At 33.9% G+C, this 14,634-nt stretch carries 12 protein-coding genes, 1 tRNA gene and 2 pseudogenes; 12 read left to right on the top strand and 3 right to left on the bottom strand.

The features are described from left to right. Positions 1–10 precede the first annotated feature (10 nt). The 10 genes and pseudogenes from gyrA (at position 11) to BR44_RS07245 (ending at position 10,767) form a co-directional block, all read left to right on the top strand. Entirely contained in the window at positions 11–2,572 is a 2,562-nt protein-coding gene (gyrA, locus tag BR44_RS07290) for a DNA gyrase subunit A (RefSeq protein ID WP_034551588.1), read from the top strand. A gap of 414 nt (positions 2,573–2,986) precedes the next feature. Next, entirely contained in the window at positions 2,987–3,286 is a 300-nt protein-coding gene (gene rpsF, locus BR44_RS07285; RefSeq protein ID WP_034551587.1) for a 30S ribosomal protein S6, read from the top strand. A gap of 47 nt (positions 3,287–3,333) precedes the next feature. Then, the gene (gene ssb, locus BR44_RS07280; protein ID WP_034551586.1) at positions 3,334–3,861 is read left to right on the top strand and encodes a single-stranded DNA-binding protein; all 528 of its coding nucleotides are present in this window, start codon (positions 3,334–3,336) and stop codon (positions 3,859–3,861) included. 33 nt (positions 3,862–3,894) lie between these two features. Next, positions 3,895–4,131, top strand: a complete 237-nt coding sequence (gene rpsR / locus BR44_RS07275; protein ID WP_034551584.1) for a 30S ribosomal protein S18 — start codon at positions 3,895–3,897, stop codon at positions 4,129–4,131. Between the two features lie 199 nt (positions 4,132–4,330). Further along, positions 4,331–6,327, top strand: a pseudogene (locus BR44_RS07270) (DHH family phosphoesterase). A gap of 2 nt (positions 6,328–6,329) precedes the next feature. Further along, a complete protein-coding gene (gene rplI, locus BR44_RS07265) occupies positions 6,330–6,782 on the top strand; it encodes a 50S ribosomal protein L9 (RefSeq protein WP_034551581.1) in 453 nt (150 codons plus the stop codon). Positions 6,783–6,966: 184 nt separating this feature from the next. Then, complete coding sequence (dnaB, locus tag BR44_RS07260) at positions 6,967–8,352, top strand: replicative DNA helicase (RefSeq protein WP_034551579.1); 1,386 nt, start codon at positions 6,967–6,969, stop codon at positions 8,350–8,352. A gap of 187 nt (positions 8,353–8,539) precedes the next feature. Next, the gene (locus BR44_RS07255) at positions 8,540–9,832 is read left to right on the top strand and encodes an adenylosuccinate synthase (RefSeq protein ID WP_034551577.1); all 1,293 of its coding nucleotides are present in this window, start codon (positions 8,540–8,542) and stop codon (positions 9,830–9,832) included. A gap of 203 nt (positions 9,833–10,035) precedes the next feature. After that, a tRNA-Lys gene (locus BR44_RS07250) sits at positions 10,036–10,108 on the top strand. Between the two features lie 260 nt (positions 10,109–10,368). Continuing rightward, on the top strand, positions 10,369–10,767 hold the full coding sequence (locus BR44_RS07245; protein ID WP_245592998.1) for a general stress protein: 399 nt from the start codon (positions 10,369–10,371) through the stop codon (positions 10,765–10,767). Positions 10,768–10,923: 156 nt separating this feature from the next. On the opposite strand, the pseudogene BR44_RS11315 reads toward BR44_RS07245, so the two are convergent. Next, a pseudogene (locus BR44_RS11315) lies at positions 10,924–11,140 on the bottom strand (DUF378 domain-containing protein). Between the two features lie 141 nt (positions 11,141–11,281). Between BR44_RS11315 and BR44_RS07240 the strand changes: the two are divergent. Next, positions 11,282–12,739 carry an alpha-amylase gene (locus tag BR44_RS07240; RefSeq protein WP_034551575.1) on the top strand — a complete coding sequence of 486 codons (1,458 nt, stop codon included), beginning with the start codon at positions 11,282–11,284 and terminating at the stop codon, positions 12,737–12,739. A 70-nt stretch (positions 12,740–12,809) separates the two neighbouring features. Here BR44_RS07240 and BR44_RS07235 read toward each other — a convergent pair whose 3' ends face one another. Together BR44_RS07235 and BR44_RS07230 are read right to left on the bottom strand one after the other, a co-directional pair. Continuing rightward, positions 12,810–13,223 carry a YtxH domain-containing protein gene (locus tag BR44_RS07235; RefSeq protein WP_034551573.1) on the bottom strand — a complete coding sequence of 138 codons (414 nt, stop codon included), beginning with the start codon at positions 13,221–13,223 and terminating at the stop codon, positions 12,810–12,812. A gap of 46 nt (positions 13,224–13,269) precedes the next feature. Continuing rightward, complete coding sequence (locus tag BR44_RS07230; RefSeq protein WP_034551572.1) at positions 13,270–13,698, bottom strand: DUF948 domain-containing protein; 429 nt, start codon at positions 13,696–13,698, stop codon at positions 13,270–13,272. Between the two features lie 278 nt (positions 13,699–13,976). On the opposite strand from BR44_RS07230, the gene BR44_RS07225 reads away from it, so the two are divergent. Further along, positions 13,977–14,495, top strand: a complete 519-nt coding sequence (locus BR44_RS07225; RefSeq protein WP_034553097.1) for a PTS sugar transporter subunit IIA — start codon at positions 13,977–13,979, stop codon at positions 14,493–14,495. Positions 14,496–14,634 lie beyond the last annotated feature (139 nt).

Here is a 14,634-nt window from a genome sequence, read left to right as displayed (position 1 = left end):
ATAATGAAGAATGGCCGAAGAATTTGAAGAAAACATTGAACACAAAAATTTAAGCCAGGAAATGCGTACCTCATTCCTTGATTATGCAATGAGTGTTATCGTAGCACGTGCATTGCCTGATGTACGTGATGGTTTAAAGCCAGTTCACCGTAGAATACTATACGGAATGAGTGAATTGGGCGTAACGCCTGATAAAGCACATAAAAAATCAGCACGTATTGTTGGAGATGTTATGGGTAAGTACCATCCTCATGGTGACAGTGCGATTTATGAATCAATGGTACGTATGGCGCAAGATTTTAGTTACCGTTATCCGCTAGTAGACGGACATGGAAACTTTGGGTCAGTTGATGGAGATGGCGCTGCAGCGATGCGTTATACCGAAGCTCGTATGACTCGAATGGCTTTAGAAATGTTGCGTGACTTAAACAAAGACACAGTAGATTATCGTGATAACTATGATGGATCAGAGCGAGAACCAGAGGTGTTGCCAGCTCGTTTTCCAAACCTTTTAGTTAATGGAGGGACAGGAATCGCAGTTGGAATGGCCACAAATATTCCACCACATAATCTAACTGAAGTTATTTCTGCACTTCATATTTTGATGAAAGACCCAGAAGCGACAACAGCTGATTTGATGGAAGCTTTACCCGGTCCAGATTTTCCAACCGGTGGTCTTGTTATGGGGAAATCAGGTATCAGAAGAGCATATGAAACAGGTCGTGGCTCAATTACGATTCGTGCAAAAGTAGAAATTGAAATTACAAAAACGGGCAGAGAAAGAATCATTGTACATGAGTTGCCTTATATGGTTAATAAAGCCCGTTTAGTTGAACGTATTGCTGATTTGGCCAGAGATAAGCGAATTGAAGGAATAACCGACTTAGCGGATGAATCAGACCGTGATGGCATGCGTGTTGTTATTGATGTCCGTCGTGATATGAGTGCTAGTGTTGTATTGAATAATTTATATAAATTATCTTCTTTACAAACTTCATTTGGATTTAATATGTTGGCTATTGTCAATGGCATTCCAAAAGTATTGAGTTTGAAAGAAATTTTAGAAGAGTATTTGAAACACCAAGAAAATATTATTCGTAGAAGAACAGCATACGATAAACGAAAAGCAGAAGCACGTGCGCATATTCTTGAAGGTTTGCGTATTGCATTAGATCATATAGATGAAATTATCCGTATCGTCCGTGGATCTAAAACAGGTGAAATTGCTAAAAATACGTTGATTGAGACATACGGTTTATCAGATAAACAAGCTCAAGCTATATTAGATATGCGGATGGTTCGTTTAACAGGTTTAGAACGCGATAAAATAGAATCTGAATACAACGATTTGATTGCATTGATTACTGATTTAACAGATATTCTAAGCAATTCAGAGCGAGTTCACACCATTATTGAAACAGAGTTATTGGACTTGCAAGACCGCTTTGGAGATGCTCGTCGAACAGAATTGTTAGTCGGAGAAGTACTAAGTCTTGAAGATGAAGATTTGATTGAAGAAGAAGAAGTTGTAGTAACGTTGACTCATAATGGATACGTTAAGCGTATTGCAAGCTCAGAGTTTAAAACCCAAAGACGCGGCGGACGCGGTGTTCAAGGCATGGGCGTTCATGATGATGATTTTATTGAAACGTTAATTTCATGTTCAACTCATGATACGTTATTGTTCTTTACGAACAGTGGAAAAGTTTATCGTTCTAAAGGGTATGAAATTCCAGAATATGGGCGGACGGCTAAAGGAATCCCGGTCATTAATTTGTTAGGAATTGATTCTGACGAAAAAATTCAAACGGTTATCAACGTAAAAGGTAAAACAGATGATGATCATTACCTCTTTTTTACAACGCGTCGAGGAACCGTTAAACGAACAAGTATTTCTGCTTTTTCAAATATCCGAAGTAATGGAATCAGAGCGATTGTGTTACGTGAAGATGATGAGCTAATGAAAGTTTCTGTTACTGATGGAAAACAAAACATCATTATTGGAACTCATTTAGGTTATACAGTAAGTTTTAAAGAGACCGTTGTACGTAATATGGGAAGAAGTGCTAGCGGTGTTCGCGGTATTCGTTTACGTGAAGATGATTATGTTGTTGGTATGGATTTATTAACACCAGATTCTGAAGTGTTAATTATTACTGAAAAAGGTTATGGAAAACGAACAAGTGCAAGTGAGTATGCTATTAAAGGTCGCGGAGGTAAAGGCGTTAAAACTGCTAATATCACTGAAAAGAACGGAAACTTAGCTGGTTTAACAACTGTAAAAGGTGAAGAGGATATCATGTTAATCACTAACGCAGGTGTCATTATTCGTTTTAGTGCATCTAGTATCTCACAAACAGGTCGTGTAACTTTAGGCGTTCGCTTGATACGTGTAGGAGATAAAGGTACGGTCTCAACTATGGCAAAAGTAGAAGCAGAAGAAGTAGATGTTGAAGAGGAAACAACTGATTTAGAGAGTGCAAAAACTGATGTTGAGCAATCATCGAATACAGAATCAACTTCTATTGTAGAACAACCATTACTAGATAAAGACAATAACCGTGAAGACTAATTAATATTAAAATAGATTTCAAGTGAGCAGATTAACTCTCGTTTGAAATCTATTTTTTAGTTTTTGATTAGTTAAAGAGTGAGAATAGGTTCTAAAAACACGGAGTTTAAATTTATTAAGCACATCAAATGAGCAGTAATAAAATAAGATGAAAAAATTAACTAACTAAGATACTATTTTTTTGGAAAAATATAAGAGAATCTTAGTAAGACGAAATCGTCAAGAATGGACGTATCACATACTTTGTAGCTATTGACTAGTGCCGTTAGAGTTAAATAGTAACTTCCATTATAAAAGTATTGATGTTTAATTAAATATATGATATATTTAACAAACGTGAGTAATCTATAAATAGATGCTCTCCTTGCTCTTTCAAAAGAATGAGCCAAAGTCCATAAGGAGGTGACAGTCAAGATGAGCCAAACAACAAAATACGAAATTTTATACATTATTCGTCCAAACATTGAAGAAGCTGAAAAAGCAACTTTAATCGAACGTTTCGATACTATTTTAAAAGATAATGGTGCTGAAATCACTGAATCTAAAGACTGGTCTAAACGCCGTTTAGCTTACGAAATTAAAAAATTCCACGAAGGAATTTACCATATCGTAAAACTATCAGCAACAGATGCAGCAGCAATCAATGAATTCGATCGTCTAGCTAAAATCAATGATGGTATTTTACGTCATATGATTACTAAAGTAGAAGCTTAAATTTATGGTTGTTTCATGTGAAACAATTTTTGAAAGGAGCTATTATTGTGATTAATAATGTTGTTTTAGTTGGAAGATTAACTAAAGATGCGGATTTGAGATACACTTCAAATGGTGCAGCTGTTGCATCGTTTACTGTAGCGGTAAACAGACAGTTTACAAACCAAAAAGGTGAAAGAGAAGCAGATTTCATTAACTGTGTAGCTTGGAGAAAGACGGCTGAAACATTGGCTAACTTTACTCGTAAGGGATCATTGATTGGTGTGGAGGGACGTATTCAAACACGTTCTTATGATAACCAACAAGGACAGCGTGTTTACGTTACTGAAGTAGTAGTTGATAATTTTTCAATGTTGGAATCTAAATCTGCTAACGACCAACGTCGAGGTTCAGATGATACAGGTAGCACATCGAAAACACATCAGCAAAGTTCAACTAATCAAACACAAAATAATTATTCGCAAAAAGCAGCTCCTCAAAATCAAAAATCACAATATCCTGATTTTGGAAACTCTGATCCATTTGAGAAGAGTAGCCAACCGATTGATATTTCAGATGATGATTTACCGTTCTAATTTAAATTAGAAACATAAAGGAGGAATAGAAAAATGGCTATCCAACGTAGAGGCGGACGCAAGCGCCGTAAAGTTGATTATATTGCAGCTAACCACATTGAACATATCGATTTTAAAGATTTAGATTTGTTAAAACGATTTATCTCTGAAAGAGGTAAAATTTTACCTCGTCGTGTTAGTGGCACATCAGCAAAAAACCAACGTAAAATAACGGTCGCAATCAAACGTGCACGTATTATGGGATTATTACCATTCGTCACAGCTGAATAAAATATAGTTAAAAAGAATCGTGATAGTTTATCATGGTTCTTTTTTTATTTCAAAAGATTTCTATTTGGACACTAGATTTCCCTAGAATTGTTTCACATGAAACAATTCTAGGGAAATCTAGTGTCTAGTATCTAAATAGAAAACATGTTAAAATAGAAGTTGTTGCTTAAAAAAGGAACAGATTAAAAAGGAGTTAATTATGAAAAAGTTGTCTACAGAAAAACTCCCGAATTTTTTGAATGATGAAAAATTTAAATGGTTTGCTGTTGTTATTGGTTTATTACAATTAGTTACAATCATATTAGGTTTTATTGTGCATTTTATGGTTGGAATAGTCTTGTTAGTTACTTTTATCATTACGGTTCTCTCATTATATTACTTGGCTAAAAAAATCAGTACAGAGACGCATAAATATATTACTGATTTATCATACCGGATTAAAAGAGGAGAACAAGAAGCGCTTATCAAAATGCCAATTGGTATTTTACTGTTTAATGAAGAGTATGAAGTACAATGGACAAATCCTTATCTTCAAAATTATTTTGGGTATCAAGAAGTTTTAGGTAAAAAATTAATGAAATTGATAAAGAATTAGCAGATGTGATTCAAAGTAGTCAATCCTCAGGTTTAAAAACAGTTCATTGGGGAGATAATGTTTATCAAATTATTGTTCAGGAAGATATCCGCGTAGTTTATTTAATGGATATTACAGAGTATGCACAAATTAAAGTTAAATATGAAAATGAAAAAATAGTAATTGGAAATATTTTTGTAGATAATCATGATGAAATTGTTCAAGGAATGAACGATCGAAGTATTTCTAATTTAAATAATTTTATTACTACAGAATTATCTAACTGGGCTAAAGAACATCATATTTATTTGAAAAGAGTATCAGAAGATCGCTTTATTGTCATGATGCATCAATTGTCCTTAGAGAAAATAGAAGAGGATAAATTTGCTATTATTGATCGTATTCGAGAAAGAACGTCTAAGCAAAATTTCCCATTGACACTTAGTATTGGATTAGCTTACGATAATGATGATTTAAGCCTACTAGCTAAGCAAGCTCAGATTAATCTTGATTTAGCATTAGGTAGAGGGGGAGATCAAGTTGTTGTAAAATCATCGAGTGGTGAGCCTCGCTATTATGGTGGTAAAACTAACCCTATGGAAAAGAGAACGCGCGTTCGTTCCAGGATAATCAGTCAAGCATTGCAAGAATTAATGAAACAAGCTGATCAGATTTTTATTATGGGGCATAGTTACCCTGATATGGATGCTATAGGATCAGCACTAGGTGTTCGAAGAATTGCTGAAATGAACAATAAAGAAGCATGGATTATTATAGATCCCAATAATCTTAGCAAAGATATCAATCAATTGGTTGAGGAAGTAGAAAAAGATAACTCGATTAGTCGATATATCATCACGCCTGAAACAGCAGAGGAAATGATCACTTCGAATACATTACTTGTTATGGTAGATCATCATAGACCATCATTGTCGATAGAACCTAAATTAGTCAATCAAATTAATAATATTGTGGTCATCGATCATCACCGAAGAAGTGAAGAATTCCCAGAAAAACCGGTCTTAGTTTACATTGAGCCGTATGCTTCTTCAACTGCTGAATTGGTAACAGAATTATTTGAATATCAGCCAAGTGAAGCAGAATCAATCAATAAGATTGAAGCAACAGCTATGCTAGGTGGTATTATAGTAGACACTAAAAGTTTTTCTTTACGAACGGGTTCACGTACGTTTGATGCAGCTAGTTATCTCAGGTCTTGTGGAGCAGATGCTGTGTTAATCCAACGTTTCTTAAAAGAAGATAAAGATACCTATTTACTTCGTAGTCAGTTGATTAAAACAATCGAATTTATCAGTGAAAAAATGGCTGTCGCTGTTGGCGAAGAGGATAAGATTTATGATACAGTAGTAGCAGCACAGACAGCAGATACCATGTTGGGCATGACAGATGTTGATGCAGCTTTCGTTATCACAAAGCGAATGGATGGAAAAGTAGGAATTAGCGCACGTAGTTTAGGCGAAATCAATGTTCAAATCATTATGGAAAAACTGGGCGGTGGTGGTCACTTGTCAAATGCAGCTACCCAGATAGAAAATTGTACTGTTACAGAAGCAAAAGAAAAATTAGGTATGGTAGTAGCCAACCAAGAAGAGGAGGAATAAAAATGAAAGTTATTTTATTAAAAGATGTAAAAGGTAAAGGAAAAAAAGGGGAAGTTAAAAATGTAGCTGATGGATATGCACATAACTTCTTAATCAAAAATGGTTTAGCTAAAGAAGCAACCACAGGTAGTTTGAGTGAACTAAAAGGTAAAATACATGCTGAAGAAAAACAACAAGCAGAAATTAAACAAGAAGCACAAGAGATAAAAGAATTGTTAGAAAAAGAATCAAATGCGATAGTTATTAAATCCAAAGCAGCTGAAGATGGTCGGTTATTTGGTTCAATCACGACCAAACAAATTTCGGCAGCGACTCAGAAACAATTAGGTATAAAATTAGATAAACGTAAAATTGAATTAAACGTACCAATTCGTACCGTTACTTCAATGAAACTAGATGTCAAAGTTCATCCTGAAGTAATTGCTACAATGACAGTAAATATTTTGGCTGAATAAAAATCATACTAAAAATGTTTAATCAGGTATTTCTCTGATTAAACATTTTTTTAACGTAGCAATCGAAAAAGAACGAATGTTCGTACTTTGTGATTGTATTTATTTTAATACTAAGGTAAAATGAGAACAATAATCTATTAAAAAAATTTGAAATGAAGTAGTGTTGTTGAAAGGAAGAGAAAAATTGGCAAATGAAACTTTTCAGGATCGCTTACCACCTCAGAGTATCGAAGCTGAACAAGCTGTATTAGGCTCTGTTTTCTTAGACCCTGATACGGTTGTAGGGGCATTAGAATTTATTGAAGCAAAAGATTTCTACCGACGTGGACACCAACTTATTTTTCAAACAATGTTGGATCTAAATAATAATAATGAAGCTATTGATATTGTGACCATAACGAATGCGTTGGAATCCAAAAATCAATTGGAAGATGTTGGTGGGATGTCTTATCTAGCTGAACTAGCGATGATTGTTCCGACTGCTGCTAATATGGAACACTATGCTAAGATTGTTGAGCAGAAATCTATTTTAAGAAATTTGATTCGAACGGCTACAGGAATTGTTACAAAGGGATATGACGAAGGAGACGAGCTTGCATCAATTTTAGATGAAGCAGAGCGCAGTATACTAGAAGTTTCTGAAAAACGTAGTAGAAGTGGTTTTTTGTCTATCTCAGAAGTGTTGAACACCTCGATTGCACGAATTGATGAATTGTATCAAAATGATGAAGAAATTACAGGGTTGCCGACGGGATATAAAGCTTTGGATAAGATGACAGCGGGTCTTCAAAAAGAAGAGCTTATTATCTTAGCTGCTAGACCTGCAGTTGGTAAAACAGCCTTTGCTTTAAATATTGCTCAAAATATTGGAACAAAGACAGATAAAACAGTAGCTATATTTAGTTTAGAAATGGGAGCAGAATCACTAGTAAATCGAATGCTTTGTGCTGAAGGTAGTATTGATGCTAGTAATTTGCGTACAGGGAATCTCTCTGAGGAAGAATGGCAAAATTTAATCGTTGCTATGGGTAGTTTATCTAAAGCGAGTATTTATATAGATGATACACCTGGAATTAGAGTTGCTGAAATTAGAGCCAAATGTCGCCGTTTGAAACAAGAAAAAGGCGAATTAGGTCTAATATTAATTGACTATTTACAGTTGATAGAAGGAACTGGAAGAGAGAGTCGCCAACAAGAAGTTTCTGAAATTTCGCGACAATTAAAAAAATTAGCTAAAGAATTGGACGTACCTGTGATGGCCTTATCTCAGTTATCACGTGGCGTAGAACAACGACAAGATAAACGTCCAGTATTAAGTGATATCCGTGAGTCGGGTTCTATCGAGCAAGATGCTGACATTGTTGCTTTTCTTTATCGAGATGATTATTATGATCGTGAAGAAGGCGATGAAGACGAAGAAAAAGATATGGCTGGGCAAGAAAACATCATAGAAGTCATTATTGAGAAAAATAGAAGTGGTGCACGTGGCACAGTTAAGCTCTTGTTTATTAAGGAATACAATAAATTTTCATCATTATCCTATTTCCCAGAAGATATACCTCAAAGATAAGAAAAAAGTTAGAAACGACATTGTTCGTTTTTAACTTTATTTTTTTTGATAAAAAAAATGATTATTCGTATATTTGCGTAATACATATACTTTTTTTAATGATTATTCGTATTTTTATTGAAATTTTTAAAAAATACTGATAAACTGATTGAGTATTTCAGAAAATAATAATCGGTGAGGTGTTTTAATGTCTTCAGTAGTAGTAGTTGGCACGCAATGGGGCGACGAAGGAAAAGGTAAAATTACAGATTTTTTGAGTGAAAATGCAGAAATTATTGCACGGTATCAAGGAGGCGATAATGCGGGACATACAATTAAATTTAATGAAAAAACATACAAACTACATTTAATTCCATCCGGTATATTTGCTTCTAAAAAAATAAGTGTCATTGGAAATGGTGTAGTAATCAATCCTAAAGCTCTTATTACAGAACTCGCTTATTTACATGAGAACGGTATAAGCACAGAAAATCTACGTATTTCTGACCGAGCACATGTTATATTACCTTATCATATTCAACTAGATCAATTACAAGAAGATTCAAAAGGCGAGCAGAAAATTGGAACGACGATTAAAGGAATTGGACCTGCTTATATGGATAAAGCTGCCAGGGTGGGGATAAGAATTGCGGATTTACTAGATAAAGAAATTTTTGAAGAACGCTTGCGCAGTAATTTAGAAGAAAAAAATCAATTATTTACAAAAATATTCGATTCAAAACCAATTGAATTTTCAGATATTTTTGAAGAATATTATCAATATGGTCAAGAAATAAAAAAATATATATGTGATACTTCAGTTATTTTAAATGAAGCATTGGATGCTAATAAACGGGTGTTATTTGAAGGTGCTCAAGGAGTTATGCTGGATATCGATCAAGGAACGTATCCGTTTGTAACATCTTCTAATCCTGTTGCAGGGGGGGTAACCATAGGAAGCGGTGTGGGTCCCTCTAAGATAGATAAAGTGGTAGGAGTATGTAAAGCTTATACTTCTCGTGTTGGAGATGGCCCTTTTCCAACTGAATTACATGATGAAATAGGTGAACGTATTCGCGATATTGGAAAAGAGTATGGAACGACAACAGGACGTCCACGTCGGATTGGATGGCTTGATATAGTAGTTATGCGCCATTCTAAACGAGTTTCAGGAATTACTAATCTTTCACTAAATTCAATTGATGTTTTGAGCGGATTAGAGACAATCAAAATATGTACGGCTTATGAACGAAATGGGGAGCATATTCTGCATTATCCAGCAAGTTTGAAAGAATTAGCAGAATGTAAACCAATTTATGAAGAACTACCAGGCTGGAGTGAAGATATTACTAATTGTAAAACATTAGAAGAATTGCCTGTTCATGCACAGAATTATATTCAACGTGTCTCTGAATTAGTTGGAGTATCCATCTTAACTTTTTCAGTAGGTCCAGATCGGGATCAAACTAATGTTTTAGAAGATATTTGGTCACAACTCTAAAGTTTCCTATAGAGCATAATTATAGAACTCATTAGCTCTTAACACAGGCTAATGGGTTTTCTTAAATAATGTAAGTAAACCAAAAATACTTTAAGAAAAAGAAAGTTTAGACTCCTAATTAATAGAAAGAGATTCATTATTTATTGTAAAAAAAGTGTTTTTTATGTTAAACTACTGTTGTATTTTAAAATAATTTGACACTAGGGTTGTTAGCTCAGTTGGTAGAGCAGCTGACTCTTAATCAGCGGGTCGAGGGTTCAATCCCCCCACAGCCCACTATTGAATGATAAAAAATGCACTACACAAAGATTCTAGAATCTTTGTGTAGTGCAATCTTTGTGTAGTGCATTTTTTTTGGCAATAAATAAATTTTTTTAAATATATTATTTTAGATGAGTTACAATTTTTGTAAATCATCCAATCTATTAGAAAATAAACTAAAAAGCATATTAATTGAGTTCTTGTTATAAAAGAGATACCATTAATGTGTTGTAGAGAAAAAACGAATAGAAATAGGAGTGGTGATAGTGAGTAAGATGGTAAAAGGTGTCTATACTAACGCGCAGGAAACACTCGACGAAATCAATAAACTTAAAGCAGAAGGATATATGGCAAATGAAATTACTGTTGTAACTGCTCAAGGTAAAAACACAGAGCTAAAAGATTTAGAGTCCGCCAACATCTCGACAGCAGATGTGACTAAAGAAAATCAGGATAGTGAATCAATTTGGGAGAAAATCAAAGATATGTTCACTGTTGATCACTATAAAAAAGGTCATCCTGCCGATAATCCTTTGGCAGAATACGGCGTACCAGATGGTGTTGCTAACGATTTAAACTATAAAAAAGAGCTAGAAGATGGAAAAATTTTAATTATTATAGATGATAAAAAAGAACTGCACAATGATTCAACAACAAACGATTCATTGCTTTAACGGATAGTAAGAAAAGGCTAGGACATATGTATGTCCTAGCCTTTTCTTACCTATCTGCATGTTTTTCCAGAATGTGATACAAAAATAAAATCCGATAACTACTTTACAAATAATGCTTGGTTATCTCTAATTAAATTAATAGCACACTAAACTATTTTATCTTTCTCTTCGTCCAGAGTGTGAGATGAATGGGAAGCATTTCAAAGAATAAAGAGCACAAAGTCCGACGAGAACGTAAACTATTTTAGAAAGAAGAGCTGTTTCTCCATCAAGAATAGTTGCTACAAGATCGAATTCAAAAAGATTAACTAAATAACCAATTTAAACCACCAATGATTAAGGGAGCTGAGGCAACGCTATCTAATATTTTCATTTCCCCATCCCCCTTCCTTTTTATTTTATTACTGTAAATCACTTTTTTTAAATCGTCTAATGCGGCTTAAAATTGCCAAAATTCTCTTTAAGCTTTATTATTTAGCATAAGGAAAAAGAAAAAAGTAAGGAGATAAAAACAATGAAAAATGGTGTTATGATGCAATACTTTGAATGGTTTATAGCCGATGATGGCAAACATTGGCAACTTTTGAAAGAAGATGCAAAGCATTTGAGTGAAATCGGAGTAACAAGTGTCTGGATTCCACCTTGTTTTAAAGCTACAGGTACAACAGATGTTGGCTATGGTATTTATGATCTGTATGACCTCGGAGAATTTAAACAAAAAGGTGTTATTCGAACTAAATATGGAACAAAAGAAGAATTACAGTTAGCTATAGATGAGTTGCACAAATACAATATTCAAGTTTATGCAGATATTGTATTGAATCATAAAGCTGGAGCAGATGAAACAGAAAAATTTTTGGCTATTGAAGTAGATCCTGATGATCGCAATAAACCAGTTAGTGAGGCTTATGAAATTGAAGGGTGGACTAAATTTACCTATCCTGGCAGACAAAACAACTACTCAGAATTTAAATGGTCATGGGAACACTTTACAGGAATTGATTTCAACCAAGCTAATGGTAAGAAAGCTATCTATCGTATTGAAGGAAAAGATAAGGGATGGGCAGATGATGATAAGGTAAATGATGAAAATGGAAACTACGATTATTTGATGTATGCGGATATCGATTATAATCATCCAGATGTAATTGAAGAAACAAAAAATTGGGCAGAATGGTTTATTAAAGAGACTGGAGTCGATGGTTTTAGATTAGATGCAATTAAACACATCAATGAAGATTTTATATTTGACTTAATCAAAAAAATGCGTGATAAATTCGGGAAACAATTTTTCATAGTTGGGGAATATTGGGGGAATACTTACGGCGAGATGGAAGAATATTTAAAAGAAGGAGAATTTGAGTTCGATTTAGTTGATGTAAGTTTGCATACAAATTTTGAACAAGCATCAAAAACAGGAGACAAGTATGATTTACGCCAACTATTTGATGAAACGCTAATGCAAAAAAATGATTCTCATTCGGTTACGTTCGTTGATAATCATGATTCCCAACCCGGTCAATCATTAGAATCATTTGTTGAACCTTGGTTTAAACCGATGGCTTATGGCTCAATTTTATTACGAGAAAAAGGTTATCCTTGCCTCTTCTATGGTGACTATTATGGTATTCAAGGAGACAACCCAATAGAACCCCAAAGAGAGATAATTGATTTGCTCCTTCATATTCGATCTAACTATGCCTATGGAGAGCAAGTCGATTATCTGGACCATTCTAATTGTATTGGTTGGACTCGATTCGGTAATGAAGATTACCCAGATGGATGTGCAGTTGTACTGTCTAATGCAGAAAAAGGGTATAAAGATATGTATATGGGTAAGGAGCAATCTGGAGAGCAATTTACGGATTATCTGAAAAATAGTCAAGAATTAGTGACGATTGATGAGAATGGGTGGGGACGCTTTTTAGTTAAAGCTGGTTCAATATCTGTATGGATAAAGCAAGGCGTTTAATATAAAAAAATAAAGAAAATAGAAAAGGCCTTCTGCTAAAATTGCAGAAGACCTTTTTAAATAATAACGATTAAATTTTTTCACGACGATCATTGATTTCCAAATCATTTTGAGAATCTAAATCTTCCAATGGTGGATACTCTGGATTCATATGATCCGTTTCATTTGGAATATTCATTGGGTCTAGTTTAATATTCGAGTCATCTGAAAAAGTAGCCTTTGCATTCAAATCGTCTTCAATACTTTCAATGGTTTCAGCTAAGTCTTGGTTATCGTAATTAATTTCTTCTTCAACCTCTTGGTAAGCTACTTTTACTTCATCGGCTAGCTCATTTACTTTTTCCATTGCTTGTTTCTTCATAGATAGTGCTTCTTCTTTTAAATCACTACGTAATTCTCGACCAGATTTTGGAGCAAATAGTAAAGCTGTAAAAGCTGCTGCTGCTCCGACAAATAAGGTACCCATAAAATTATTTTTTGACATAGTTATAATCTCCTTTAATTAAAATAGATTGGAATAAAAAATAGAATTAAGCCATCTTTTGTTTTTTTAATACCTTTTCAGCCGTTCTTTTTAAAATAGTAATAGAAGGTATGCTTTGATTGGATTTTTTAGCTGAAAAACTAAAAAACTGTGAGAATAAATTTTTACCAGATTTTTTTAATTCATCTAAAGCATTTTGAAAATCGGCTGTCATCTCAGAAAAATAATCAAGTTTCTTCATTTTTTCATTTATTTCTAGAGACATTCCATTTACTCTTTGTGTTATTAAATCTATTTTAGATCTAATAGCATCTGTATCTTTAGTAAAAAAATCTATTTTATCTTGAGCAACAATAGTTGTTTTGTCAATTTCTCTCATCAAATGAGAAACTTTTTTAAAGATAATCAAGCCAAATATGATTAAGACGATTAAAGCTAAAATAGCGATGATTAGGGCTATAAGTCCACCAGACATCTATTTTTCGCGCTCCTTTCCATCCTTTAAGATAATTTATGTCTTTAGATTACCATTAAATACTTGAATATCCAAATAATATGTAATCGGATTCGAGAGCCTAACCTATTTTTTTTATCAATAGAGCAGAGTTAGAGCAGAGTTTAAAATGAACGGATTTATTTGAACATATAGTCAAATAGCTTTTTATCCGTTACAATAAAGGGTACACGAATGACAAATAAAAAATCTATTGAAATAAAAAGATGCTAAGTCATTGGGGGATGATTAAAGTGAGTATGTTATCAAAAAAATCAGAACAAGGAAATAATGCAGAAGAGATTATAAAGATGGAATTGTACGCTGTAACAGATGGTGAAATTATTTCAATTGAAGATGTAAAAGACCCGGTGTTCTCAGAGAAAATGATGGGTGATGGTTTTGCAGTAGAGCCGACATCAGATAGTGTACTTGCACCTGTGAGCGGAAGATTGTTTCAAGTTGCAGACGCTTTACACGCATACGGTATTATTACGGATAAAGGTATTGAAGTATTGGTTCACATTGGTTTGGATACAGTGACCTTAGGAGCCAAAGGATTTAAAAGCTCTTTAAAAGTTGGTATGCTAATTAAACGTGGGGAGCCTTTAGCCACTGTAGATTTTGATTACTTAATCGAACAAGATAGAAAGCTGACGATATCAGTAGTGATCATCAATGGCTGCAGTGACTTGTATCATTATGAATTAAATCAAGAAGCACATGCAATAGCCGGCAAAACAATTGCGTTAACAGTTTTAAAAAAAACTGACAGATAAATTTTGAAGGTCTTTTTTATTAACTATTTTTATTTGTATTAGGAAAGAAAGCGGATACTGCTTTGTTTTGCACTTCTCTAACGTGTTAGGTATAATGAAGAACAGAGTAGATTTATCTTATCCTCTTATCTGAAAGATC

This window comes from Carnobacterium funditum DSM 5970 (genome assembly GCF_000744185.1).
GTDB lineage: Bacteria > Bacillota > Bacilli > Lactobacillales > Carnobacteriaceae > Carnobacterium_A > Carnobacterium_A funditum.
The sequence above is the reverse complement of the archived record's forward strand: the minus strand, read 5'-3'. Positions and strand labels throughout refer to the sequence as shown.